General features: G+C 61.9%; 22 protein-coding genes. 13 read left to right on the top strand and 9 right to left on the bottom strand.

Features of this window, described 5'->3' with window-relative positions; genetic code table 11:
- Nucleotides 1-135: 135 nt before the first annotated feature.
- A complete protein-coding gene (locus PQR67_RS23770; protein WP_408464667.1) occupies nucleotides 136-1,002 on the top strand; it encodes a glycine betaine ABC transporter substrate-binding protein in 867 nt (288 codons plus the stop codon).
- A gap of 96 nt (nucleotides 1,003-1,098) precedes the next feature.
- Here PQR67_RS23770 and purU read toward each other — a convergent pair whose 3' ends face one another.
- The 4 genes from purU to PQR67_RS23790 all read right to left on the bottom strand — a co-directional run bounded on the left by purU (nucleotide 1,099) and on the right by PQR67_RS23790 (nucleotide 3,741).
- Nucleotides 1,099-1,974 (bottom strand): formyltetrahydrofolate deformylase, encoded by an 876-nt coding sequence (purU, locus tag PQR67_RS23775; protein WP_408464669.1) that lies wholly within the window; start codon nucleotides 1,972-1,974, stop codon nucleotides 1,099-1,101.
- A 170-nt stretch (nucleotides 1,975-2,144) separates the two neighbouring features.
- A complete protein-coding gene (locus PQR67_RS23780) occupies nucleotides 2,145-2,444 on the bottom strand; it encodes an addiction module antidote protein (protein WP_408464671.1) in 300 nt (99 codons plus the stop codon).
- A gap of 3 nt (nucleotides 2,445-2,447) precedes the next feature.
- Nucleotides 2,448-2,747: a type II toxin-antitoxin system RelE/ParE family toxin gene (locus tag PQR67_RS23785; RefSeq protein ID WP_408464673.1), complete on the bottom strand. Its 300-nt coding sequence runs from the start codon at nucleotides 2,745-2,747 to the stop codon at nucleotides 2,448-2,450.
- Between the two features lie 79 nt (nucleotides 2,748-2,826).
- A complete protein-coding gene (locus PQR67_RS23790) occupies nucleotides 2,827-3,741 on the bottom strand; it encodes a choline sulfate utilization transcriptional regulator (RefSeq protein WP_408464675.1) in 915 nt (304 codons plus the stop codon).
- 152 nt (nucleotides 3,742-3,893) lie between these two features.
- Here PQR67_RS23790 and betC point away from each other — a divergent pair, with 152 nt between their 5' ends.
- The 5 genes from betC (at nucleotide 3,894) to PQR67_RS23815 (ending at nucleotide 11,493) form a co-directional block, all read left to right on the top strand.
- The gene (gene betC / locus PQR67_RS23795; protein ID WP_408464677.1) at nucleotides 3,894-5,441 is read left to right on the top strand and encodes a choline-sulfatase; all 1,548 of its coding nucleotides are present in this window, start codon (nucleotides 3,894-3,896) and stop codon (nucleotides 5,439-5,441) included.
- A 51-nt stretch (nucleotides 5,442-5,492) separates the two neighbouring features.
- Nucleotides 5,493-6,446 (top strand): choline ABC transporter substrate-binding protein, encoded by a 954-nt coding sequence (locus PQR67_RS23800; protein WP_408464679.1) that lies wholly within the window; start codon nucleotides 5,493-5,495, stop codon nucleotides 6,444-6,446.
- Nucleotides 6,447-6,772: 326 nt separating this feature from the next.
- Complete coding sequence (locus tag PQR67_RS23805; protein WP_408464681.1) at nucleotides 6,773-7,921, top strand: porin; 1,149 nt, start codon at nucleotides 6,773-6,775, stop codon at nucleotides 7,919-7,921.
- 280 nt (nucleotides 7,922-8,201) lie between these two features.
- Nucleotides 8,202-9,599, top strand: a complete 1,398-nt coding sequence (locus PQR67_RS23810; protein WP_408464683.1) for an MFS transporter — start codon at nucleotides 8,202-8,204, stop codon at nucleotides 9,597-9,599.
- Between the two features lie 220 nt (nucleotides 9,600-9,819).
- Nucleotides 9,820-11,493 carry a methyl-accepting chemotaxis protein gene (locus PQR67_RS23815; RefSeq protein WP_408464685.1) on the top strand — a complete coding sequence of 558 codons (1,674 nt, stop codon included), beginning with the start codon at nucleotides 9,820-9,822 and terminating at the stop codon, nucleotides 11,491-11,493.
- Nucleotides 11,494-11,547: 54 nt separating this feature from the next.
- On the opposite strand, the gene PQR67_RS23820 is transcribed toward PQR67_RS23815, so the two are convergent.
- Together PQR67_RS23820 and PQR67_RS23825 are read right to left on the bottom strand one after the other, a co-directional pair.
- Nucleotides 11,548-12,867, bottom strand: coding sequence for a cation:proton antiporter (locus PQR67_RS23820; protein ID WP_408464687.1), 1,320 nt, complete (start codon nucleotides 12,865-12,867; stop codon nucleotides 11,548-11,550).
- Between the two features lie 114 nt (nucleotides 12,868-12,981).
- Entirely contained in the window at nucleotides 12,982-14,145 is a 1,164-nt protein-coding gene (locus PQR67_RS23825) for an FAD-dependent oxidoreductase (protein WP_408464689.1), read from the bottom strand.
- Between the two features lie 167 nt (nucleotides 14,146-14,312).
- Between PQR67_RS23825 and PQR67_RS23830 the strand changes: the two genes are divergently transcribed.
- Both PQR67_RS23830 and PQR67_RS23835 read left to right on the top strand, forming a co-directional pair.
- Complete coding sequence (locus PQR67_RS23830) at nucleotides 14,313-14,663, top strand: MarR family winged helix-turn-helix transcriptional regulator (RefSeq protein ID WP_408464691.1); 351 nt, start codon at nucleotides 14,313-14,315, stop codon at nucleotides 14,661-14,663.
- A 24-nt stretch (nucleotides 14,664-14,687) separates the two neighbouring features.
- On the top strand, nucleotides 14,688-15,023 hold the full coding sequence (locus PQR67_RS23835; RefSeq protein WP_408464693.1) for a YbjQ family protein: 336 nt from the start codon (nucleotides 14,688-14,690) through the stop codon (nucleotides 15,021-15,023).
- Nucleotides 15,024-15,080: 57 nt separating this feature from the next.
- Here the strand turns inward: PQR67_RS23835 and PQR67_RS23840 are convergent, their stop codons facing one another.
- Together PQR67_RS23840 and PQR67_RS23845 are read right to left on the bottom strand one after the other, a co-directional pair.
- Nucleotides 15,081-16,124 (bottom strand): 2-dehydropantoate 2-reductase, encoded by a 1,044-nt coding sequence (locus tag PQR67_RS23840; protein ID WP_408464695.1) that lies wholly within the window; start codon nucleotides 16,122-16,124, stop codon nucleotides 15,081-15,083.
- Nucleotides 16,125-16,203: 79 nt separating this feature from the next.
- The gene (locus tag PQR67_RS23845) at nucleotides 16,204-17,412 is read right to left on the bottom strand and encodes a mechanosensitive ion channel family protein (protein ID WP_408464697.1); all 1,209 of its coding nucleotides are present in this window, start codon (nucleotides 17,410-17,412) and stop codon (nucleotides 16,204-16,206) included.
- A gap of 288 nt (nucleotides 17,413-17,700) precedes the next feature.
- Between PQR67_RS23845 and PQR67_RS23850 the strand changes: the two genes are divergently transcribed.
- The gene (locus tag PQR67_RS23850; RefSeq protein WP_408464699.1) at nucleotides 17,701-18,993 is read left to right on the top strand and encodes an NRAMP family divalent metal transporter; all 1,293 of its coding nucleotides are present in this window, start codon (nucleotides 17,701-17,703) and stop codon (nucleotides 18,991-18,993) included.
- Nucleotides 18,994-19,174: 181 nt separating this feature from the next.
- Here the strand turns inward: PQR67_RS23850 and PQR67_RS23855 are convergent, their stop codons facing one another.
- Entirely contained in the window at nucleotides 19,175-20,095 is a 921-nt protein-coding gene (locus tag PQR67_RS23855) for a LysR substrate-binding domain-containing protein (protein ID WP_408464701.1), read from the bottom strand.
- A gap of 168 nt (nucleotides 20,096-20,263) precedes the next feature.
- On the opposite strand from PQR67_RS23855, the gene PQR67_RS23860 reads away from it, so the two are divergent.
- Genes PQR67_RS23860 through hisC form a run of 4 tightly spaced genes read left to right on the top strand, consistent with a single transcriptional unit; the run spans nucleotide 20,264 to nucleotide 25,846 of the window.
- Nucleotides 20,264-21,553: an MFS transporter gene (locus PQR67_RS23860; protein ID WP_408464703.1), complete on the top strand. Its 1,290-nt coding sequence runs from the start codon at nucleotides 20,264-20,266 to the stop codon at nucleotides 21,551-21,553.
- A gap of 52 nt (nucleotides 21,554-21,605) precedes the next feature.
- A complete protein-coding gene (locus tag PQR67_RS23865) occupies nucleotides 21,606-23,291 on the top strand; it encodes a thiamine pyrophosphate-dependent enzyme (RefSeq protein ID WP_408464705.1) in 1,686 nt (561 codons plus the stop codon).
- Between the two features lie 10 nt (nucleotides 23,292-23,301).
- On the top strand, nucleotides 23,302-24,735 hold the full coding sequence (locus tag PQR67_RS23870; RefSeq protein ID WP_408464707.1) for an aldehyde dehydrogenase family protein: 1,434 nt from the start codon (nucleotides 23,302-23,304) through the stop codon (nucleotides 24,733-24,735).
- Nucleotides 24,728-25,846, top strand: coding sequence for a histidinol-phosphate transaminase (gene hisC / locus PQR67_RS23875; protein ID WP_408464709.1), 1,119 nt, complete (start codon nucleotides 24,728-24,730; stop codon nucleotides 25,844-25,846). Before PQR67_RS23870 ends, hisC begins: the two co-directional genes overlap by 8 nt.
- Nucleotides 25,847-26,075: the final 229 nt, after the last annotated feature.

Raw genomic sequence — 26,075 nt, forward strand, 5'->3', positions numbered from 1 at the left:
CAAGAGCCGGACCCGGACGCGTGGAGGAGGTCGTCTGCGGACAACTCGATGTCGTAAAACACCACTACCAGGTAATTCTGGTTAGCGATTCTAAATGCTCAATGGGTAGTTTGGACGGTGAACGGGAGAGTGGCGATGAGACTGGTTAAAAAGATGCTGATGTTGAGCGCGGCAAGTGTGCTGGGTGCGGCGCTGGCGGCAAGCAGCGTGAGCGTGTCGGCTGATACCAAACCGACCATCAAGATCGGCTATGTGGAAGGTTGGGACGACAGCGTCGCGACCTCGAACGTGGCCGCGCGCGTGATCGAGAAACGCCTCGGCTATCAGGTGCAACTGGTGCCGGTCGCGGCCGGTGTGATGTGGCAAGGCGTGGCGCGCGGCGACCTCGACGCGACGCTGTCCGCGTGGCTGCCGGTCACGCATGGCGCGTACTGGAACAACTTCAAGGATAAGGTCGTCGATCTCGGTCCCAACTTCAACGATGCGAAAATTGGTCTGATCGTGCCGGACAACGCCGACGTGAAGAGCGTAGGCGACCTCGAGGCGAAGAAAACGGAGTTCGGTTCGCGTATCGTCGGTATCGATGCCGGCGCGGGTGTGATGCAGAAAACCAGCGAAGCAATCAAGGCCTACGGGCTCGATTATCAACTGATGCCGAGCTCGGGCAGCGCGATGACCGCGGAACTGGCCCGCTCGGAAGCCGCGAGCAAGCCGATCATTGTGACGGGTTGGAAGCCGCACTGGATGTTCGCCAAGTACAAGCTCAAATTCCTCGAGGATCCGAAGAAAGTGTTCGGTGAAGCGGAGCATGTGGATAGCGTCGTCAATCCTGCCCTTGAGACGAAGGCGCCGACAGTTGTCGCCTTCCTCAAGAAGTTTCAATGGAAGCCGGGTGAGATCGACAGCGTGATGCTGGCCACGCAAAACGGCGAGAAGCCGACGGCCGCTGCGGACGCATGGATCAGCGCGCACGGGGATCGAGTGGATAGCTGGGTGAAGTGAATTTGTGCCTGGTGTGAATGAGGCGCCGCCTTGGTTTGTGCGGCGCCTTCCACAAAGAAACGCCGCTCTTCAGCGGCGTTTTGTTATTGCATTTCGTTATTGCAGCACGACAGTCCGATCGCCGTTAATGAACACGCGTCGCTCGATAAACGCCTTGACAGCCCGCGCAAGCGTGATGCATTCCACGTCGCGTCCGGTCGCAAGCAGGCGCTCCGGGCTGTATGAGTGATCGACGCGCTCCACTACCTGCTCGATGATCGGACCTTCGTCGAGATCGTCGGTGACGAAGTGCGCGGTTGCGCCGATCAGTTTCACGCCGCGCGTATGGGCCTGGTGATAAGGCTTCGCCCCTTTGAAACCAGGCAGAAACGAATGGTGGATGTTGATCGCGCGGGCCGCGAGCGCACGGCTCGTCTCGCCGGAGAGAATCTGCATGTAACGGGCAAGGATCATCAACTCGGCGCCTGACGTTTCGAACAGGTCGAGCAAACGCGCCTCCTGTTGTGGCTTGGTGTCCGCACTGATCGGCAGATGATGGAACGGCAGGCCGTGCTGTTGCGCGAGCGGTTCGAGATCGCGATGGTTCGAGCCGATGCCGACAATATCCATCTTCAACTCGCCCATCCGCCAGCGGAACAGCAGATCTGCTAGACAGTGCTCGAGTTTCGACACCATGATCAGCACCTTCGGGCGCGTGCCGACGTCGTGCATGGCCCACGTCATCCGGAAGCGCTCGGCGATCGCTTCGAATTCGCGCTTGAGCGCCGCGATGTGCAGGGTCTCGTTGGTGTCGACGCCATGAAACACGCAACGTACGAAGAAGCGCTCGCTCAGGTCGTCATCGAAAACGGTGAGTTCGTCGATATAGCAATGATGCCGGTCGAGAAAACCGACGACGGCGGCAACCTGGCCCGCCGCGCTCGGACAGGCGACCGTGAGAACCAGTTGATCGGGACGGGAATCGACGGACATGCGAACTCCACTTAGGCAATAGGGCAACGCCGCGGGGCGCGGCATGCATCATCGCAGTAGAGCAAATCAGCGGGGCACGGGGATAGAAGCTAACCGCCGTCGCGCTGGAATGGGAGCGTCAGACGAGATTGAGGCGGCGCAGGGGCGGCGCGCCACGGCATAAATCTATCTCAGGCGTGGGCAGGTGCCGCGTGCAGTTCCATACCGAGGGCGCGGATCACCTTGATGATCGTCGCGAAGCTGGGGTTGCCATCTTCAGACAGCGCTTTGTACAGACCCTCGCGCGAGATTCCAGTATCGCGGGCGAGCTGCGCCATACCACGCGCACGCGCGATCACGCCCAATGCATGCGCGAGAAATGCAGGGTCATCGCCGCCTTCAAGCAGACAGGCCTCGAAATATTCAGCCATGTCCGTTTCGGTTTTCAGGTGTTCGGCCGAATCCCACGGCCGGGTTTTGATCTTTCCCATCTTTCACTCCGATTCAAGGTTCGCCAGCATCTTGTGTGCGGCTTTGATATCTGCGGGTTGAGTCGACTTGTCGCCACCACACAAAAGGATCACCAGCACTGCACCGCGCTGCACGTAGTAGACGCGATAGCCGGGGCCGTGATCGATCCGCAGTTCGGTAATTGGCGCACCTGCGGAGTTCGTGTCTCCGGGGTTGCCCAATGCCAGACGATCGATGCGGGCCTGAATGCGGCGCCTGGCGATCCGGTCTTTCAAGCCGTCGAACCAGGCGTCAAATGTCTCGGTGGTGCGGATATTCAACATCCCGGAAGTGTAATCTATGGATTACATTAATGTCAACTGTGGTTCACAGTCCGTCCTCACTTTTCCGGGGCGAGATCCCTCATTCAGCGTCGAGCCCACATTCGCCCAGCAGCCATTGGCGAAACGCACTGACAGCCGGTGTCGCCGCGCGCTGCGTGACGAGCAGATAGCCGCGCTCGGTGACCACGGGTATATCGAACGGTTCGACGAGCTGCCCGGTGGCGAGCAGTTCGTCGACCAGTGGCGCCCAGCCTAGTGCGACGCCCTGACCCATGATCGCTGCGTGGGCCACGAGCGTAAAACTGTTGAACGTGATGCCGCGATGCGCGGCAGGCGCATCCAGACCGTGCGCCGTGAACCAGTCGGCCCACGACAGCCAGCGTGCCGGCTGGGTGGGTTCGAGATGCAGCAGCGGCAAGCTCGTCAGGTCCGACGGTGTACGCAACTGCGGGTGCGCCGCCAGAAACGCCGGACTGCAGACCGGCGTGACACGCTCCGGAAATAACTTGAGCGCACCTCGCGCGGTCCAGTCCGCATCTTCGTCGCCGAACGCGATCACAACGTCCGCCTGATCGTGCGATGGATCGAATACGCTCTGCGACGTGATGATCTTGACGTCGACGTCCGGCATCAATGCCTTGAACTGCGACAGGCGCGGCATCAGCCAGTAGGTTGCGAAGCCAAAGTCGGTGGCGAGCGTGAGGGTTTGCGGCGTGCGCCGCGCGCGGATTTCGGCGGTGGCGAGGCGGATGGTGTCGAGCGCGTTGCGCACCGCTTCGAAGAGGCGCACGCCGTCTTCCGTCAGCGTGACGCCGCGATGGCCACGTTCGAAAAGCGGGGCGCCAAGGGCTTCTTCGAGTTGCACCACGCGCTGACTGACGGCCGGCTGCGTCGAACCCAGTTCGCGCGCGGCCGCCGTGAAACTCGCAAGACGCGCTGCCGATTCGAACATCGTCAATGCCTGCATTGGCGGCAAGCGATCCTGCCTCGACATAAGACCCCCTTATAGGCACATAACGATTTGCCGTCTTCACAGCTTCGAATTGGACGGCAATAGTGGTGTTCATGCGGGGGCCGGCCTGCCGGTTATTCCGCTTGCAACGACACCTGTATCCGCATTTGCGATTCTATTCGAGGCGCGCTCCAATGCTTGACACGAAACAGAATATCCTTATTTTGATGGCCGATCAGATGACCCCGTTCGCACTGGCTGCATACGGACATGGCCTGACGAAGACTCCCAACCTCGATCGCCTCGCCAGACAGGGCGTGGTATTCGACTCGGCGTATTGCGCGAGTCCGCTGTGTGCGCCGTCACGCTTCTCTTTTCTATCGGGCAAGCTGCCGTCCGCGATCGGCGCCTATGACAATGCAGCAGAATTTCCGTCGCAAACGCTGACATTCGCGCACTATCTTCGTGCCGAAGGGTATCGCACGATCCTGTCCGGCAAAATGCATTTCTGCGGCGCCGATCAGTTGCATGGTTTCGAAGAGCGGCTCACAACCGACATCTATCCCGCCGATTTCGGCTGGACACCGAACTGGGACGATTTCGAAACGCGCCCCACGTGGTACCACAACATGAGTTCGGTCATTGATGCGGGACCTTGCGTGCGTACGAACCAACTCGATTTCGACGATGAAGTCACTTTCACCACGCGCCAGAAGCTCTTCGATATCGCGCGTGAGCAGCATGCCGGAAAAGATGCACGGCCGTTCTGCCTGGTCGCTTCGCTGACGCATCCGCACGACCCGTACGCGATTCCGAAGAAGTACTGGGACCTGTACGCGGATGAAGACATCGCGCTGCCCACGCATCGCGATTCGCTCGATGAAGCCGATCCGCATTCGAAGCGTTTGCGACATGTGTGCGAAACCGACCGCACGCCTCCGACCGACCGGCAGATCCGCAACGCACGGCGTGCTTATTACGGCGCGATTTCCTACGTCGACGACCAGTTCGGTGCGATTCTCGACGCGCTCGAACAGTCCGGTCTTGCAGAAAATACCGTCATCGTGGTGACGTCGGACCACGGTGAGATGCTCGGCGAGCGCGGGCTCTGGTACAAGATGACCTTCTTCGAAGGCGGCTGCCGTGTCCCGCTGATCGTGCATGCGCCGCAGCAGTTCGACGCGCATCGGGTGCGCGAATCGGTCTCTCATCTCGATCTGCTGCCCACGCTGGTTGAAATGGCGCGTGGCGAACAGCCGGCGCACTGGCCCGATTCGCTCGACGGTCAGAGCCTCGTACCGCATCTGCGAGGTACCCAGGATATCCACGACGGCCACGACGAAGCGATCGGCGAATATCTGGCGGAAGGCGCTATTGCGCCGATCGTGATGCTGCGGCGCGGGCGCTTCAAGTTCATTCACACGCCAGCCGATCCTGACCAGCTCTACGATCTGACAGCGGACCCGCTCGAACGGGAGAACCTCGCAGCGCATGCCGGCTATACCTCACAGGTCGCGGCATTGCGTGAGGAGATCGCACGACGCTGGGACCTCGCCGCACTGCACAAAGAAGTACTGAGCAGCCAGCGCCGCCGCCGTTTTCATTTCGAGGCGACGACGCAAGGCACGGTCGCGTCATGGGACTGGCAGCCGCATGTCGATGCGAGCCAGCGTTATATGCGCAATCACATCGACCTCGACACGCTCGAAGCGATGGCGCGTTTTCCCGCTGTGAAGCGTTGATTCTCCCCTTGCGATTTATCCCACCTACCATCCCAGTTCCAGGAAGCCGACATGATGAAAAAGCTCTTCAAACAGGCCATATCCGGCGTTGCGCTGCTGTGCGCGGCGGCCACCTTCGCCGCGGCCGCCGAGCCGCAGTCCTGTACGCAGGTGAACATGGCGGGGCCCGGCTGGACCGACATCGACGCCACCAATGCGATGTCAGGCGTGTTGCTGAAGGCGCTCGGCTACCGTCAGAACGTGGCGAACCTGTCGGTGCCGATTACCTATCAAGGCCTTAAAAAAGGGCAGATCGATGTGTTTCTCGGCAACTGGATGCCGGCCCAGGCACCGGTCGTCAAGCCGTTCGAAGATGAAAAATCAATTGAGGTTGTGCATCCGAATCTGAGCAACGCGAAGTTCACACTCGCGGTGCCCGATTACGTCGCGGCCGCGGGTGTGCATTCATTCGCGGACCTCGCGAAGAACGCCGACAAGTTCGACAGCAAGATCTATGGCATCGAACCGGGCGCGCCGGCCAATCAGAACATCAAGAAGATGGTCGACGACAAGGCGTATGGGCTCGGTAGCTGGAAGATCGTCGAATCGAGTGAGACCGGCATGCTTACGCAGGTCGAGCGCGCCGTGCGGGAAAAGAAATGGATCGTGTTCCTTGCATGGGAGCCGCATCTGATGAACACGAAGTTCAAGCTGACTTATCTCGACGGCGGTGACAGGTACTTTGGGCCGAACTACGGCGGTGCCACGGTCAATACCGTCGCGCGTAGCGGGTACGCCGAGCAGTGTCCGAATGTTGGCCGTCTGTTCAGGCAGCTCACGTTCAATGTCGATCTGGAGAACGGCGTGATCACCGAGGTACTCGAGAAGAAGACCGGTGTCGATGTGGCCGCCGCCGAAGCACTCAAACGTCACCCCGAATTGCTGAAGTCCTGGCTCGACGGCGTGAACACCGTCAGCGGAGCTAATGGCCTGCAAGCGGTGCAAACCGCACTCGGCGTGAAATAACCCTGGCATTTCAGAGCACGAAGTCGCTACTCGACAGATTCATGTCGCATCCGGTCGAATCCTCATAAATCTGGACTCGTATTCTTGATCCGTCGATGCAGGCATGACAGAGGTTTGCATGCATTGCCGATAGCTTCAATCAGTCCGATTAGCTTGAATCGCTTGAGCCGGCCTGGCCGGCTTAGGCGAGCTTCAATCCGTTTCAACGAGTCTCAGCCGATTTCGAACTGCCCGTCATGCGAGAAACGCCGCGTGTTGCAAGACAACGCGTGGCGGGGATCGCTTTATCCAACGAAATACGCAGGCAAAGAGCAGGGGATAATTAGATGAAAAAGAGAAATGCCGTTAGCCTTTCGGGACTTGCTCTCGCGGCAAGCGCGGTATGTGCACCGACGGTGGCCCATGCGCAAAGCAGCGTCACCTTGTACGGGATTCTGGACGCCGGCATCACCTACGTGAACAATGCCGGGGGCGCACACCAGTACAAATTCGACGACGGCGTTTCGTACGGCAACCGGATCGGCTTCAAAGGGGTGGAAGATCTCGGCGGCGGTCTGCAAGCGGTCTTCGTGCTCGAATCGGGTTTTCACCTGGGTAATGGGCAATATGGATTCGGCGGTGCCGAATTCGGACGCCAGGCTTATGTCGGTATCAAGAACTCGTGGGGCACTTTCTCGTTCGGCAATCAGCTTGATATGACCGAAGAGTTTGTCTTCCTCTACAACATTTCCGCATGGGCGAGCGGCTACGCGATTCACCAGGGCGACTTCGACCGGATGAACGGCGACCGCCTGCCGAACTCGGTGAAGTTCCTGTCGAATGATTTTGCCGGCTTTACCTTCGGCGGCATGTACTCGTTCGGCAACACCGCGGGCGACTTCCATCAGAAGAGCGCATGGAGCGTGGGCGCGCACTATGACCACGGCCCGTTCAACATGGGCGTGGCGTATACGCAGTTGAACAATCCGTTCGGCATCTATGCTTTCGACCCGTACGCGATGATCGGCACGCGGACTTTCCTCGGCCAGCCGACTGTTTCCGTCGATCCGGCCACCGGCGCGGTGACCGATCTGTATAGCTCGTCGGCATTCCCAGTGGATAAGCAAGGTGCATTGGCGGTCGGCGCCGCCTATACGATCGGCAACCTGATGCTTTCCGGCGATTTCACCTATACGACGATCAAGGGTTTCGGGCAGACCTCGCATATGCAGGTTTACGAAGCCGGCGCGTCGTATAACTTCACGCCCGCGTTGTCGCTGTACGGTGGCTATCAGCACACGGCCTTCGAGGGCAATCACTGGAACCAGGGCTCGCTCGGATTGCACTACCTGTTGTCCAAACGGACCGACGTCTATGTTTCCGGCGACTATCTGCGAGCATCGAATGGCGTGAATGCGGTGATCGGCTATAGCTTCGCGCCGTCGTCGTCGAATACGCAGTCCGATGTACGGATCGGGATGCGGCATTCGTTCTAAGGGTTTTCAGCGTATTGACGCGGGCGGCTTCCCGGAACACGGGAGCCGCCCGCTGTCGTTATGGCGTCGATCGATGCGTGCACACTGAGCCTGGGCGTGCGATCCGGCTGCCTTAAGTGCATGTCGGTACTGACACGCATTGCGTTCGCTTGTGAATATGTGCGAGATTGCGGTCCAGATCCCGGCGATCAATCGAGTTGCGGAGCTGTCGCCGCAACCTTATACGAAACTGCTGGGGTAACGACGCCGATTGTGCTGATCACGCAAAGCGAGAGGTTTTATGTCCCAGCAGAAAGCAGCCGAAATTGCGGCACGGCTCGACCGTTTGCCGCCGTCGCGCACCATCTGGACGATGGTGATCCTGATTTCGCTCGGCGGCGTTTTCGAGTTCTACGACCTTTTCTTTACGGGTTACGTTGCGCCGGGGATGGTCGAGTCCGGACTCTTCAAGCCCGAATCACTCGGATTTCTCGCGGCGCTTCAACCACTGGCCGTCGCCGGGTTCGGAACCTTCGTTTTTTCCACGTTCGCCGGTCTCTGGGTCGGCACACTGGTATTCGGTTATGTCGCTGATCGATTTGGCCGCCGGCTGATCTTCACGTGGTCGCTGATCTGGTACATGGTGTGCACGATCATCATGGCATTCCAGTCTTCGGGCTTGGGCCTCGATATCTGGCGCTTCATTGCCGGGATTGGCATCGGGGTCGAGCTGGTGACAATCGACACTTACATTTCTGAACTGATTTCAAATGGGCAGCGAGGCCGCGCCTATGCGGTCAATCAATTCATCACGTTCTCCGTTGTGCCGGTGGTGGCATTCCTGGCCTTTGCGCTGAAAGGGACCCGGCCGCTCGGGCTCGACTACTGGCGGGTCGTGATCCTGATTGGCTCCGTGGGCGCCATCGTGGTCTGGATTCTGCGGCGCCACATTCCGGAAAGCCCGCGGTGGCTGGCGCGGCATGGAAGGATCGACGAAGCCGAGCGTATCGTCGCGGATATCGAGCGCCGCGTCGTCGCGGAGAAGGGCATTCAACTGGCCACGCCGCAGGCCGTCATGCCGGAGAGCGAAGGGGCGGGCACATTGGGAGAGATTTTCACGTCCCGGTATCGCCGCCGCACGATCATCCTGTCGATTTTCAACATGGCCCAGGTGATCGGTTTCTACGGGTTCGCGGCCTGGGTGCCGACGCTGTTGATTCACCGCGGCATTCACGTGACTGCCAGCCTCGGCTATGCATTCGTCATCGCTATTGCCAACCCGTTTGGTCCGCTGCTCGGCACCTGGTTCGCGGACCGGGTGGAGCGCAAGGTTCAGATCATTGGCGGTCTGGTCATCATGGCGGTTGTGATCGCGGTGTTCTCGCAAGCCTCCGAACCGTGGCTGCTGATTGCGCTGGGCGTGCTATTCACGCTGTCGTCGAACATCATGTCCTACGCCTATCACGGCTACCAGGCCGAGCTCTATCCCACCCGCGTCCGGGCGCGGGCAATCGGATTCGTTTACTCATGGAGCCGGATTTCCGCTGCTTTCGCCGGTCTTGCGATCGGGATTCTGCTGCACGGCTATGGCGTACCGGGCGTCGCGGTCTTTATCGGCATTTCGATGATCATCGCTATTTGCATGATTCTGCTCGGGCCACCCACTCGCGGGCTGGCTCTGGAGGCGATCAGCCACTGATTGGCGGTGCCTTCCTCCAATGGTCGGCAATCGGCAATCGGCAATCGGCAATCGGCTCGCGGCGGCCGGGGAGGGTTTGTCTCTAGACATATTGGCACCGCTAGTGTCGTTAAACAGATCGGGTAGCCGTGTTCAGGCAACGGCTCGCCGGTCCCTGGATCGCGGCGGCACGGCCATAACGAGACCTGGGGCGAGCCCTCGATAGCGATATGGAGCGTGCATGCACCGATTCAGTTTCACGCAAAAGCTCTGGCTGCCACTGGTCGTCAGTCTGGTGGCACTGCTTGTGGTGTCGGTGTCGGCGGCATGGTTGTCCCGTCAGACTCGCATCGATGAGCGCAAGAACGATCTCGTGAACGTCGCTCATGTCGGGCTGAGCATTGTGAAGGAATACGCAACACTCGCACAGAGCGGCACGCTCACCGAGGCGGAGGCCCGCAAGCAGGCACTTGAGCGGCTGCGCAATATCCGCTACGGGGAAGACGGTTACTTTCTGGTGATCGACTCCAAGCCGCGAATGATCATGCATGCGATGAAACCCGCGTTGAATGGCAAAGACCTCGCTGGAACCGCCGATGCCGATGGCCGGCATCACTACGTGACGTTCGCTTCGGTCGCGCAGGCGCCGAATGGCGGCTTTGTCGATTACGTGTTTGCGCATCCCCACGACCCGGCGAATACGGCAGTCGACAAGATCGGCTATGTCGTGCGATATGCACCGTGGGACTGGATTATCGCTACGGGCGCTTATGTGGACGATATCGACGCGGCCTTCAAAGAGTCGCTTTATATCGTCGGTGGGATATTTGCCGGACTTGCGGTGTTGCTGTCCACCCTCGTCTCGTTTACCAACCGCAGTATTCAACGCGCGATCGGCGGCGATCCGGCCTATGCAGCCCAGGTGGCCGGCGAGATCACGTTGGGTAACCTTGCCATCTCAATCAAAACCCGTCGGGCCGACGATTCAAGTCTGCTGCATGTCATGCGACGCATGCGCGACGGGCTTGCCGATACGATCGGACAGATCAAGGACGCCGCCAGCAAGGTGGCCATGGGCGCGGGCGAGATTGCCGAGGGCAATGCCGATCTGTCCGCGCGCACGGAGAATCAGGCAGCCTCGCTCGAAGAGACCGCTGCCAGCATGGAGCAAATGACCGCGATGGTCAGGCAGACGGCTGAAAATGCTCAAACGGCGAGTGAACTGACGGCGAATGCGGAGCAGATCGTCAATCGCGGTGGGGAGATGGCAACGGAAGCGGCGTCAACCATGCAAGAGGTGTCGAGCGAATCTCACAAGATGGTGGAGATCATTTCGGTCATCGAAGGGATTGCCTTTCAGACCAATATCCTCGCGCTGAACGCGGCGGTGGAAGCTGCGCGGGCAGGGGACGAAGGGCGCGGTTTTGCTGTGGTGGCCGGTGAGGTGCGCACGCTCGCGCAGCGCAGTGCGGGCGCGGCAAAGGAGATCCGGGTTCTGATCAGCCGCGCAGCGGGAAAGGTGCAGAACGGTGTTGAGCTGGTCGATAAAACCGGCCTGACGATCGAGGCCGCGCGCGATGCCATTGCAAGAGTGTCAGGGGTTATGCGCGAGATCACGGCGGCCACTGCAGAGCAGAGTGCCGGCATCAATCAGGTCAACATTGCTGTTACGCAGATGGATAGCATGACGCAGCAAAACGCAGCGCTCGTCGAGCAGGCAGCGGCTGCGACTCATTCCTTGACTAACCTCGCGCAGTTGCTGCACGTCGCGACCGACAAGTTTCAACTGCGGGAGGGGGCTGGAGGAGAAGCTCGGCCGGCGACGATGACTCGCGTGGAGAGCCGGGCGTCACGCGGGCTGGCGGCAGTGCCATTCACTGCGGAGCAGATGCCCGCAGCACGTCAGCGGTTGTAAATGATGCGCGGCGCGATGTAAGGTTTTCCGCTGAAATTCATTGTCCATGCCCGCTCAACGCGCCACACCACGCAGGCGCTGATACCAGTTCATCAGCGGCGTCGCGGAGATGCCGTGCACGACCACTGAGGTGGTCACCACCGCCAGTGCTAGTGGCACGAGAGGCATCACGTCAGTGCGCGGGCCATATTCGAGTGCGTAAGCCAGGTAGTAAAACGAACCAATTCCGCGAATCCCGAACCAGCTCATCAAGCGCCGCTGCGCGGGTGAAGCCTGTGATCCAATCAGCGACACTTCGACGGCGAGCGGCCGCACAAGCACAAACAATGCGACGATGAGCGCCGCGCTCGACCAGGTGAAGAGCGGTACAGGCAGTGCCGAGAGGACGTTGCCGATGATCATCATCGCGGCCATTTCGGCGATCCGCTCGAGTTCGATTGTGAAGCCCAGCACCGATTCGGCCATATACGCATGCGCTTTCTGCGGATGAACGGCAGTTGCCTCGGTATCTCCTGGATCGACGGCGCCTATCGCGTCAGGCGCGGACTGCTTGCCGCTCGCCTGGTGTTCGGCCCGGCGCATCGCCACACCCGCGGCGAACACGGCGAGAAATCCGAACGTGTGGAGCAGTTGCGCCGCGCCGAACGAGAGCGCGATCAAGCCGAGCGCAAAGAAACCTTCAAGACCGAGAGCCTGGGCGTGACGGGTGCGCAGCCAGGCCACCGCGTGCGTGGTGGTCCAGCTCAACAGGGCGCCCACGGCAAGTGCGCCGGCGATGCCCCATGCCGTCATGCCCAGAAAAGCAGCCGACAACACCTGTCCGGCACCCGCGCTCGGGTCTGAACATAGCGCGAGTCCGGCGAGCACAAACGGCAGAGCAACGCCGTCGTTCAGGCCCCCTTCGCCGGAGAGCGCGAAGCGCACGCGATCCAGATCGCTGGAGTGGCGCACTTGCACCTCGTGGGCGAGTACCGGGTCGGTCGGCGCGAGTATCGCCGCAAGCAGCAGCGCCGGTCCCCAGCCAAGATGCAGGATGCCGACACCCGCTAGCGTCAGTAGCGGCACCGTGACGATCATCGCGAGGAATCCGAGCCGCAGCGGCAGGCTCCATAACGCGTCGAGCACCGGCACTCTCAGTTTCAGACCGATCGCGAACAGCGACACCAGCAGTGCGACCTGCGTGAGGATGCGCAGCAGGACGGCGTCGTGGGGCAGAGAGAGCGCAAGCAGTCCGACACCGGCGGGACCCAGCACGAAGCCCGCGGCCAGATAGAACATCGCCGTGCTGCAAGGCAGCCGCTCGAACATCGAAGTCGCAATGCCCATTGCGACGAAGATGCCGCCGGCGATCAGAAACGACGCGGTTTCGTGCATGCGGGCTGAACAAGGGTGGTCTTGTCAGAGGTGCGCGCAATGCCTATGCCTAGGTTTTATTCGATGAATCGTAGCGTCGCAAAGCCTCGGCGGGGCGAGGAGCGCTACAGCGGGTCAAGCGCCACTGGTGGACATCCGGGATTCAGCCTGGTGACGCCGAACCATGTCGAGCGTCAGCGCCTCGGCATCGTGTGACAGAAAGGTCGCGGCGCCTTCAGCCGAACCCTCGGCGGACTCGACCACGCGCGCGAACATCAAGGTCTCAAACTCCGACACGGCTTCGTCCCATGAGTCGCGCGCGCCTAGCAATCGTGCAAGCTCGGCCGCGTCGAGCATCGCGTTGTTTACGCCTTCGCCGCCGAACGGCGACATGACATGCGCCGCATCACCGATCAGCGTGAGGCCTGTTCGATGGTTCCAGCAATGTCCTACGGGCAGTGCATGGATCGGTCGTATGGCAAATTGATCGTTGCTGGCGCGAAACAGATCCAGGAGGGTGTCGGCGAAACCGGCGTATTCACGTATCAACTCTTCGCGGACAGCTTTCGGCGACGTGAAATCGAAGCGCCGTTCCACCCAGCCGGGCGGCACGCGGAAGATCGCGTAGCCACGCAGGTGCGCGTTGCCATTGCGCTGAAGGATGAGCCCCTTGCCGTCGCTTTCCACGCCCATCTTGCCGCGACCGACCAGGCGCGCCAGGGCCGGATGAGAGCGGTCGGCGTCGTCGATACCGAATTCGACGAAACACAGACCGCTGTATTGCGGTTTGTAGGGCGACAGGAGCGGCCGGATGCGCGACCAAGTGCCGTCGGCGCCGATCACCAGATCGAACGGGCCTTCGGGACCGCCTTCAAACAGCAGGTTCCAGCGTCCGTCGCCGTTGTCCCGCACCTCGCGCAGCGGCCGGTTCCATTGGACCATGCCGTCAGGCAGCGCATCGAGCAGCATGGCGCGCAAAGCCGTGCGGTCGACCTCGGGGCGATTCCCGCTCGCGGTGTCCGGTTCCTCGAACAGGACCTCGCCGCGTGCGTTCAGCAGACGCGTGCCCTGATCGTCATAGCGGGCGATTGCCTGGAACGCATCGGTCAGTCCGGCGCGTTGCAGCGCCAGCAGGCCGGACTCTTCGTGCAGATCCAGGGTGCCGCCCTGAGGCCGTTCGAGCGGATGCGTGTCGCGCTCGAATACCGTGGCGACAATCCCTTGAAGGTGGAGCAGACGTGCCAGCGTGAGTCCTGCGGGGCCACCGCCGACAATGGCAATCCTTGGGTTTGCTTTCATGGGAGAATCCATTAAGATAGGTGCCTATGCAATATATATAGGTGCCTATTGATATGTCAAGCGAATCGCACACCGAAGATTCCGGCCGTCCAATGAGGTTGATCGGCCAGGTGTACCGAACCTTTGCGAGGCTGGCTGACGCGCCGCTGCGTCAGTTAGGATTTGCAATGGGCCAGTTGCCCGTTCTGGTGACGCTGAAAAAGGCAGGTGTCTTGTCCCAGGCGGAATTGGCGCGCGTGGCGCAGGTGGAGCAGTCCAGCATGGCTCAACTCTTGAGCCGTATGGAGCGCGACGGTCTGGTCAAACGTGTGCCCGATCCCGCCGATGGGCGCAGTCGGCTCATTTCGCTGACTCCCCGTGCCGCGAAGCAGATGCCCAACGGAAAACGGGTGATGGACGAGGTTTGCGAAACGGCCTTGACGGGTTTTACGTCTGAAGAACGAACGCAATTGCTGGGGTTGTTGCAGAGAGTCGATGCCAATCTGGAGCGGGCACTCGCGGATAGAGACAATGGCTGATCACATACGTATCAGGAGAAGGCGATGATAGAACGGCATAGAGTGACGACAGCGTTTGAGCTGCCGGGGCACAGGATCGAGCGATCCTTCGGCGTTGCTCGCGGGATCATCGTTCGGTCGCGATCCATCGTTGGCTCGCTTGGCGCATCGCTGCAGACCATTTTCGGCGGCAACATCACGCTGTACACGTCGCTGTGTGAGCGAGCGCGACAGGATGCTTACGAGCGCATGATTGCGCAGGCAGCGGATCTGGGCGCAAACGGCATCATCGGCATGCGATATGACGCAACCGAGGTATCGAGAGGGATCACCGAGGTGCTGTGTTACGGGACGGCGGTCCACGCAACGTTGCTGGATTGACACGCGCATGACAGGCGCATGTCGGGCGAGACAGACGGCTCTGACGCAGGGGCGTGTTCAGCGCGCGCCATGCCGCGCCGAAGAAGCACCCGCTGCAGCCCGCATCTGAGCCAGCAGTGCTTCGCCCGACCATGATGGGCGCGCGTCGCGTCGCTCGGCTTCCCGCACGAGCTCGCATAGCCGCTCGTTCACCGGCGCACTTCGCCCAAGGCGATGGGCGAGGCGCACGACTTCGCCGTTTATCCAGTCGATTTCCGTGGTGCGTCCGGCCGCCAGATCGTCGGACATCGACGAGCGCGCGAGCGGATCGATCGTCAGCATCGTGCGGCCCAGGCGCTCGAACAATGCATCGGGTACACCGAGAACACGCGGTATCCAGTTGGCCGGAAGCGGCGTCACTCTGGCCGGCCGTATGTTGGCCTGCTTCAGAAGCGCGAGCGCTTCTTTCTGCGCCATGCCAAGGCAGATCCGGTAGGCACGCTGCGAGAGCTCCTCTTTCAAAGGACGGTTCGATAGCGCGTTGATCGCGTTGTTGAGATTAAGCAGCAACTTCGCCCACTGCACCGGCAACATGTCGGTGTGCTGGATCAGCGGCAGATCCGCTTTGCTGAAGGCGTCGACGAACGGCTGCAAGGCCGGCGCCTGCCGGATCTCAAGCTCGCCCGCCGAACCCTGATGAAATGCACCGGGGCCGCGTTCGACGACATTGAATGGCACCATTCCCTCCAGCACCGTGCAATGCGGCAGTGCGGCGCGCAGCACCTCCGCATTGCCGAGGCCGTTCTGGAAGCTGACGACGACCGCGCCGGGGTGAAGCACGTTGGCCAGTTCCGCCGCGGCCGTGGGTGTCGCCGCGGACTTGACGGTCACCAGCACGAGGCCGGCTACGGCGGCCGACGCAGCGTCCGTCGAGACGTCGATCCGTTCGGGTGGCACATACCAGCGGCTTTCGTCGTGTCGCGATAGGGTGAGGCCGTGGCTGCGCAACTGGTCGGCGATGCGCGCACGGCCAATAAAACTGACCTCGTTGCCCCCGGCACGAAGCCGTCCACCGACGTAGCAGCCAATGGAACCCGCGCCGTAAACACAGATTTTTGCCATGCAGTTCCTCAGGTGGTCCATCCAATGACAACAGGATCGTCTGACGGAGCAGATCCCACTGCAGCGCCCGCTGCTATGGCTACCGGCCTGACGGTCGTGGCTCCTGCCAGCAGCGTAAGCCGAACAGCGGCACGAGCCCATAGGCATGGTCGAGCATATCCGACTGCAGGTTTTCGTACTGTTCCCAGCGCGTCTCGTTGACGTAGAGAAATATCTCCAGCGCGACGACGGGCTGGCTTGACTGCAGTTGGCGAATCACGAGCGGCATGTCGTGGCGAACCGCGGGGTGGTCGCGCAAGTGCGCACTCAGGTAGAGACGGTACAGGCCGAGGTTTGTACGGCGCCCTGCGTCGTCGGGCATCAATGCAGCGAGTGGCGGATCGATATCGCTGTACAGCCGGGCAAGCAGCGCCTCGTCGGGAAAGCACACGGTGTCGGCGTCAAAATGAATCGCATGCTTGACGCGCCTGCCGCCCGACTCTGTCATGCCACGCCAGTTTTTCACGCTGTTCGTCAGCAGGACATAGCTCGGCAGCATGACGATCGAGTTGTCGAAGTTTCGCACCTTGATTGTGTTCAGCGCGATGTCGATCACGGTGCCGTCCGCGACGAAACCGGGCACTTCGATCCAGTCGCCCACTCGCAGCATGTCGTACGCGGCGAGCTGGATGCTGGCCACGAAGCCGAGTAGCGAATCGCGAAAGATAATGATGAGGAGCGCGGTCATCGCGCTCAGGCCAGTGAGGAAGTATGCAGGCGAGCGCTCCAGCAGCACCGAAATCATGGCGATCAGCGCGATCACGTAGAGCACGATGGTGGCGACCTGCAAAAAGCTTTTTATCGGCCGTTCGCTCGCGGACGGAAAGTGGCTGTAGCGCTCGCTGACGCTATTGAGGAACGCGAGCGCGGCGCGTAGCACGGTGTACACCATGTAGCAGGCTGCAAGGATCGCAAGCGGATGCCCGAGTGCTGAAATCAGCGGGAACGTGAGTCCGGAAAGCAGCGGGGCGGCCGCATAGATGATCGCGGCGGGCACGAGCGGCGCAAGCCGATGGAAAACCTTATGACGCTCGGCGGCGCGCAACCACTTGTGCCGCTCCTGGCGAGCTAGGCGGCCGACGATCATCAGCATGATCGAGCGCGTTACGTAGTAGCAGATCGCACTTGCCAACAGAATCGCGAGCAGCAGGGTCGCGACGAGCAGCACCGCGACGGGCGCACTGTCGGTGTAGACGTGGAAGTGATGCCAGTCCGGCCCACCTTCGATACGCAGCGCCTTGTCGAACATGGCCCCTCCCGTTGCCGGCGAACCCATTTCGCCCATTTTGCCGGGCGCATTGCACGACGGCTATTGTAGCGGCTTCGCCCGTGGCTCCCGCGTGTCCCCTCGTACCCGTCCGCCTGCCTGGCGCAGATCGCCAATCGCCGGCTCGGGCATGAACGTTGCGCAATGCCATTGGCAGCACGGACGCCGTCACCGCGGGTCAATGTCGCGACGATCCGCCCGCGCCACCGATGCTGCGGGCGGCACACCGATTGATGTGCATTGTGGCCCGGCCCGGGTAGTGGAGTTTGCATGACAACCAACCTTGCCCCCTCGTCAGCACCGGTGAGCCCGGCCAGCCAGTGGCATGAGAAACTCGGCCCCGGCGTGATTACCGGCGCAGCCGACGACGACCCGAGCGGCATTGCCACCTACTCGCAGGCCGGCGCGGCATTCGGCTATAACATTCTGTGGACGATCCCGCTCACGTATCCGCTGATGGTTGCCATCCAGATCATCAGTGCGCGTATCGGGCGGGTCAGCGGCCATGGGCTGGCGACCAATATCCGGCGCCACTATCCGGTGTCGTTGCTCTATAGCGCCGTGGTGCTTCTGCTGGTTGCCAATACGATCAACATTGCCGCCGACCTGAGCGCCATGGGCGCGGCCGTCAATCTGGTGGTGGGCGGACCCACGCGCCTTTACACGGTCGCGCTCGCCCTGTTTTCGCTCGTCCTGCAGGTTTTCGTCCCCTACAAAAGCTACGTGAAGGTGCTCAAATGGCTCACGCTTGCGCTGTTTGCGTATGTGGGCGTCGTGTTTGCCGTGAAGATTCCGTGGGCGACCGTCGCGGCCCGAACCGTGTTTCCTCACCTGACATGGAGTAGCGCCTACCTGACGATCATCGTCGCGGTGTTCGGCACGACCATCAGCCCGTACCTGTTTTTCTGGCAGGCCTCCCAGGAGGTGGAGGAACTGGAAGCAGCGGCTGGGCAGCATGCGCTGAAGAGGGCACCCTGGCTGGCCTTGACGAACCTGAAACGGATTGGATCCGATACCCGGATCGGCATGGCCTTCTCGAACCTGATTGCGTTCTTCATCATCCTGACGACAGCCGCGACCCTCCACGCCCACCACCTGACCGATATCCAGACCTCTGCACAGGCCGCATCGGCACTCAAACCGATCGCGGGACAGTTTGCATTCCTGCTCTTCAGCCTCGGCATTATCGGCACGGGACTGCTTGCCTTGCCGGTTCTCGCCGGTTCGGCCGCTTATGCGATGGCCGGCGCCTTCCGATGGAAAAACAGTCTGGAACTGGAGCCGCGTCTTGCGAAGCGGTTCTACGGGATCATCGTGCTGGCGACGCTTGTGGGTCTGACGCTGGGCTTTACGTCGATCGACCCGATCAAGGCGCTATTCTGGAGTGCCGTTATCAACGGCGTGACCTCGGTCCCGATCATGGTCCTCGTGATGAAGATGGCGTCGCATCGGGGCGTGATGGGGGAATTCACCATCGCGGGCAGCCTCCGGGTTGTGGGTTGGCTTGCGACCGGTGTAATGGGCGTTGCGGTAGCGGCAATGTTCGTACTTCTGGCGGTTTGACGACACACCGCGTAGTCGGCTGCGACGCCGCGCAGCCGTGTCATTCCTCAGCCGGATGCCCCAGATGCGCTGGCGCGAGCATTCACGCTAGTCGAGCAGGGCAGGATACAGCCAGAGTCCCGTGGATGCCCGATTTCCGGATGCAAATGTGGGCTTTGATGCGTGTCTTGTCGGCCCGCGCTCAGGCCCCTCTGATTCCACGCCCGATCTTCGCGAACGACACCAGCATTGCCGTCAACGCCGCCGCAATCGGCGACAACGGCGGGCTGGCGCGATGAACGATGCAGATCGTGTAAACCTTCTGCTGTTCGCGGATCGGAATGCGCGCGAGACCATCGCGCATCAGACTGTGCGTGAGCACCGCTTGCGGCAGCGGTGCAAGCAGATCGGTGCGGGCGATCAGCGACAGCGTGTCGAACAGCGAGTCGCACACCACGGCGACATTGGGCCGGCCGAGCCCTGCCTCGGCGAACAGATCCACAATGCTGCTGCCGGGCGCGCCGAGGCTGTCCGCTACCCCCGTGATAATCCATTCGCAATCGGCCAGATCCCTGATCGAGCGGCTTTTCGCCAGCGGGTGATCGCGCCTGCCCACAATGGACGGCTCGGTCGGAAAGAGCGGGATGACGTGCAGCCCGGTGGCGTCGAAAGGTTCGGGTACGGGCGTGATGGCGATATCGAGTTGACCCGACCGTACCGCGGGCAATAACGAATGTGAGAGGCCGTGCGTGACGTGAAGCCGCGCGCGGGGATAACGGCGGCGAAATTCCGGCAACACGGCCGGCACCAGATGGATCGACGGTGCGGGTGACACCCCGACATCGACTTCGCCTGCTTCGTCGCCGCGTAGCTGGTTCAGGTCCGCTTCGGCGCGGCCGCATTCCCGCAGGATGATCGCGGCGTGCTCGAGCAGGCGTTCCCCGAATGCGGTGAGCGCGACGCCGCGCGACGTACGCACGAACAATGACGCCTGCACGGACGCCTCCAGTTTCGACACGCTCTTGGTCAACCCGGCTTGCGACACACCGAGCGCACGCGCCGCCGCACGCACCCCGCCCTGGTTCACGATCGCCGTGAAATCGCGCAATTGCTGCAATGTCATGTCGCTGCTCCGTGGGTTGATAGTGATCGCTAAAGGCGAACATGATAGCTAAAAAAGGCTTACATGGTTATCTCCGAAGTGACACGATTCAGGCAGACAGAAACCCGCGCAGTCGGGACCCGCCGAACCACGAGCGAACTGGACAGACCCCCTCAGGAGGTTGGAGACATGCAGGAACTATTCAAACACCGTCGTGTGATTTTTGCGTCGACGATCGGCAACGTGCTGGAGTGGTACGACTTCATTGCATTCGGTTATCTGATGGGCGTGATTTCACGCCACTTCTTTCCGGCCAATGCCGGTTCGTCGGCCACGCTCCTGATCGCGGCGACATTTGGCGTGTCGTTCGTGGCGCGACCGGTCGGCGGCATTGTGCTGGGGATTTACGCTGATCGCGCAGGACGCAAGGCAGCCCTGTTGCTGGTCATTGCGATGATGACCGTGGCGACCGCCCTGATCGGCCTTGCCCCGACGTATGCGCAGGCCGGCGTGGTGGCGACCGTCATCATGGTGCTCGCCCGGATTCTGCAGGGCATTTCGGCGGGCGGGGAGTTTGGCAGTGCGACCTCGATGCTGGTCGAATCCGCGCCTGCGCACCAGAAGGGCCTGTTCGGCAGTTTTCAGATGTTTGCGCAGGCGGTGGCCGGTGTGTTGGCGTCGCTCGTCGGCGTGCTGATCACGCAAGGTCTGACTCCGGCGCAACTGGAGTCATGGGGCTGGCGGTTGCCGTTCCTGTTAGGCCTGCTAATCGGCCCGGTCGGGCTGTATATCCGTAACCGCGTGGATGAACCCGAGCTCTTTCGTGTCACGCGGGAACGCGAGCCTGGCCTGCCGTTCGGGCACGTGCTGCGGGATTACTGGCGTGAGATCGTCATCGCGAGCGGGCTGGTGGCGGGCACCACGATCATGCAGTTCGTCTTCAACATTTATATGCCGACCTACGCGGTGCAGTACCTGCAAATGTCGCCGGGTACGCCGTTCATCGTCATTGCAGTGTCGGGCGTGGTGCGCATTCTGGCCTGTCCCGCATTTGGCGCCTTGTCCGACCGGGTCGGCCGCAAAAGCGTGCTGGCGTGGGGCTTCGTGTTCAGCCTGGTTGCCGTATGGCCATGCTTCGCGTGGCTGAAGGCCGAACCGGCCATGAGTACGCTGCTCGCGATCGAGTTGCTGTTCGGCGTGCTGGGCGCGGCCGTGCTCGGCCCGCTCTCGACCGCGCTGGCGGAGATGTTCCCGGTGAGTGGGCGCTCCAGCGGTCTGTCGGTCAGCTACAACCTGTCGACCACCATTTTCGGCGGCTTTACGCCACTCATTGTGACGGGTCTGATTGTCGCCACCGGCGACCGGATGGCTCCCGCGTATTACGTGATTTTCGGTGTCCTGCTCGGTCTCGCCGCGACCCTGGCGTTACCCGGCGCGGCTGCGAAGCCAACGGCGCAAGACGCGCCCCAACATGGCTGATGCAACTCAGGCAGCGAACTCAAACCTCTCCCATTGGCAAGGAAACGACTCCATGAATATGACAGGCGGACAAGCGCTCGCGCAGCAACTGGTGCGCGAAGGCATCACCGACATTTTTGGCATCCCGGGTGTCCAGCTCGACTGGGCCGTTGAAGCACTGCGTCAGCAAAGCGACCGGATCCGCTACTGGGTGCCGCGTCATGAACAGGCCACCGCGTACATGGCCGACGGCTATGCACGTACGACCGGGCGGATCGGCGTCAGCATGGTGGTGCCCGGCCCCGGACTGCTCAATGCGATGGCGGGACTGTCGACAGCCTACGCCTGCAATTCGCGGGTGCTGGCCATCACCGGCAATATCCACTCGAGCGGGCTCGGCCGGGGTTATGGGCTGCTGCATGAAATTCCGAACCAGACCCAGGTGCTTGCCAGCGTGACGAAATGGCAGGGCAGCGCCGCCTTGCCGCAGGCCATCCCGGGCCTCGTGCGCGAAGCGGTGAAGCAGTTGCGCAGCGGCAGGCCTCGCCCGGTCGGCATCGAAATCTCGCACGACGTATTGAGCGCGAGCGCGGATATCGCGCTCATCGATCCACCGGCGAACGAGGACGACACCGGCCGTGTGCGGCCCGACCCCGCCGCCATTGCTCAGGCTGCCGCTCTCCTTGAACGCGCGCGTTTTCCCGTGATCTACGCCGGCGGCGGTGTGCTGGCCGCCGGCGCAAGCGAGGCGCTGCGCCGTTGTGCGGAAAAATTGCAGGCCCCGGTGGTGCTCGACGATAACGCGCAAGGCGCGCTGTCGAGCCGGCATCCGCTCGCGTTGAACACGCTCGGCGGCCGCGCCGTGTTCCCGCATGCCGACGTGGTGCTGGTGGTAGGCAGCCGTTTTCTCGACATCATGACGCCGGCGCCGTCGTGGCCTGGCGCCGGCATTCGTTACATCTATCTGAACGCCGACGCAGCCGACTGGTCGGCGCCGCGTGCTCCGGGTCTCGGAATTGGCGCAGACGCACGGCTCGGTCTCGAAGCACTGTGCGACGAACTGAGCGGTGCGCGCCGCGCGCCGCCGGCCGACCTCGACATCGTGCGCGCATGGGCCCAGCGTCAGGCCGACGAGATCGAGCCGCAGAGCGCCTACACGCGCGCATTGCGCAGCGCGATTCCCGATGACGGCATCCTCGTGAACGAACTGACCCAGGTCGGCTATTTCGCGCGGCTGATGTATCCGGTCTACCAGCCGGGCACCTTCGTCACGCCCGGCTATCAGGGCACCCTCGGCTATGGGTTCGCCACGGCGCTCGGCGCGGCAATCGGCAATCCTGATCGTGCGGTGGTCAGCATCAACGGCGACGGCGGGTTCGGCTGGAACATGCAGGAGCTGGCGACCGCGCGCAAGTATGGCGTGGGCCTCGTCACGGTCGTGTTCAACGACGGGCACTTCGGCAACGTGCGGACGATCCAGAAGCAGACCTTCGGCGAGAACATCGCGGTCGAACTGTGCAACCCGCATTTCGATCGCCTTGCCTCCGCCTTCGATCTGGATTTCGAACGCGTGACCAACCCGCAGCAGCTTGAGGGAGCGGTACGCAACGCGATTGCCGCACGTGCGCCTGTCGTGATCGAAGCGCAGGTCGGGGAGATGCCGAGCCCCTGGCATCTGTTCCGGCTCAAGGCGCCGCTCAAGCTGGCTGGCCGCGAAGCGCCGCCCAACCCGCTTGGCGAACCGGCCAAGGCGGCATAAGGGGAAGGGTGTGGAAAATTTCGATACTTTCTATTGCGACGGTGATTGGGTTCCCGTTGCCGGGCGTGGCAGGCTTGCGGCCTTTGACCCCTGCACGGAGCGTCAATTTGCTTCGATTGCCGTGTGTGACGCGGACGACGTGAATGCAGCGGTTGCCGCGGCGCGGCGCGCGTTCGCAGGGTGGTCCGCGACGCCGGTTGCACAGCGCTGTGCGGCATTGAGCCGTGTACGCGATGGCATTGCGTGGCAGCTCGAAGGCTTTGCCACGGATCTCGCGCGAGAAATCGGCGCGCCGCTTTGGGTGTCGCGGCAAATGCAGGTGCCGATGCCGTTGCGCAACCTCGAACTGGCGATCGACGCAATGGGGTCGATGGCACTTGAAACCCGCGTCGCGCACTCGCTCGTCGTACATGAACCGATAGGCGTGGTGGCCGCCATCACACCATGGAATTTCCCGTTGCACCAGATTGTCGCCAAGGTCGGCGCGGCGCTCGCAGCCGGTTGCACGGTTGTTCTCAAGCCGAGCGAACTGGCACCGCTGGCCGCCCGGCGTTTTGCCGCGATCGTGCACGAAGCCGGCCTGCCGCGAGGCGTATTCAATCTCGTATGGGGCGATGGAGCGGGCACGGGCGCGGTGTTGGCGGTGCATGCCGAGGTCGACATGGTGAGCTTCACCGGGTCGGTCGCGGCCGGACGTGCGGTGGCGCGTATCGCGGCCGATTCCGTGAAAAAAGTCGCGCTTGAACTGGGTGGAAAGTCGGCCACCATTCTGCTCGACGACGCGCCGCTGTCCGACGCGGTGCCAGCCGTGCTGCGCCAGTGCTTCACGAACAGCGGCCAGATTTGCGCGGCGCAGACGCGGCTGCTGGTCCCGCAGGCTCTGCTGGGAGAAGTCGAAGCGCTATGCGAACGGCACACCCGGGACTGGATCGTAGGCAATCCTGATAGTCCGGAGACGCGCCTCGGACCGGTTGCCAACCAGCGTCAGTTCGAGACTGTGCAGCGCCATATCGGCACCGCGCTGGCCGAGGGGGCCCGGCTCGTTGCCGGCGGGGCCGGCCGTCCCGCCGGTTACGACCACGGTCACTTTGTGCGGCCGACCGTGTTTTCCGCCGTGACGCCGGATATGACGCTGGCGCGTGAGGAGGTCTTTGGTCCGGTGCTGGCGCTGATGAGCTATGCGGATGAAGAAGAGGCAGTGACGATCGCCAACAGCACGCCATACGGACTCTCGGGCGGCGTATGGAGTGACGACGCGCAGCGAGCGCTCGGCATCGCCCGGCGCTTGCGCACCGGCCAGGTCGTCGTCAATGGCGCGCCTCAAAATCTTGCCGCGCCGTTCGGCGGCTATCGGCAATCGGGCATTGGACGCGAAAACGGGCGTTACGGTGTCGAAGAATTTTTCGAGCTAAAGGCAATTCAGGGAGGGTGTATCCATGCGTGAGAGCAGCGAAGCGGCACTGAGGCTACCGGCCCATATCCGCGCGACGAAACCGTATCAGCCGGGTAAGCCGATTGAAGCGTTGGCCCGTGAAATAGGCGTTCAGCCGGAAGCGATCGTCAAACTGGCCTCGAATGAGAATCCGCTCGGCATGAGCGACGCCGCCCGTGCTGTTCTGACCGATGCCGATACCGGCGCCGACCTGGCCAGGTATCCCGACAACGATTGCCGTGCGCTGCTCGATGCGCTGTCGCGCAAGTTCGATGTGCCTGCCGCTTGCCTGGTGCCGGGCAATGGTTCGGAGTGTGTGCTTGGACTGGCAGCAACGGCGTTTCTTGAACCCGGCCGCAATGCGGTCTATGCGCAGTACTCGTTTCAGGCCTTCGTCAATGCCGTGCAGCGCACCGGCGCCGCCCACAAGGTGGTGCCGGCGCTTGACTACGGCTGCGATCTGGAGGCGATGCTCGCTGCCCTTGACGACGATACCGCACTTGTCTATCTCGCCAATCCGGGCAATCCGACCGGCTCGTTCGTCCCAGGCGCGGCGCTGGAGCGCTTTATCGCCGCGGTGCCGAGCCACATCCCGGTACTGCTTGACGAAGCGTATAGCGAGTATTTACCGGTTGACGACCGCTATGACAGCCTCGCATGGGTGCGGCGCTTTCCCAATCTGATCGTGACCCGAACGTTTTCGAAGGCGTATGGATTAGCCGGACTGCGGGTTGGATACGGTGTTGCGCAAGCGCCGTTGGCCGCCTTGCTGAACCGTATCAGACCCGCCTTTGTGGTGACGGCATTGGCGGAGCGCGCTGCGGTCGCCGCGCTCGATGACGAGATTTTTCTGGCGCGCAGTTGCGCTGAAAACCAGAAGGGGGTGGCCCAACTCTATGCGGGCTTCGAGGCCCTGGGCCTGTACTACCTGCCATCGCGCGCCAACTTTGTTCTCGTTAGGGTCGGGGACGCGGCGGCGGTCAATGCCAGTCTGTTGCGCCAGGGTGTCATCGTTCGACCGGTCGGGGTTTATGGCTTGCCGGAGTGGCTGCGGATTTCAGTCGGCACGCGAGCTGAAAACCGGCGGTGTCTGGATGCTTTGCGAAACGCGGTTCAAGGTTGAGCGCGGCTTCGGCGAAGCCGTATGGAGATCGTCACGGCCGCGCGGGACGTTGCAGTTGGGATAATGATTACGTTTTTTGATCGGAAGACATCCAGTGGTTGTTCGTCGTACAATGAAATGAATGTCCAGTGATTTTATCCGGTAGCCTGGAGATAACGCGCGCCTCGCCACTTCATCCCGCACCCACACACCGGGAGGAGAAGTGCCGGGCGCCGGAAAGCGCTCTGCT

The organism is Paraburkholderia fungorum (assembly GCF_046026025.1).
Lineage (GTDB): Bacteria > Pseudomonadota > Gammaproteobacteria > Burkholderiales > Burkholderiaceae > Paraburkholderia > Paraburkholderia fungorum_E.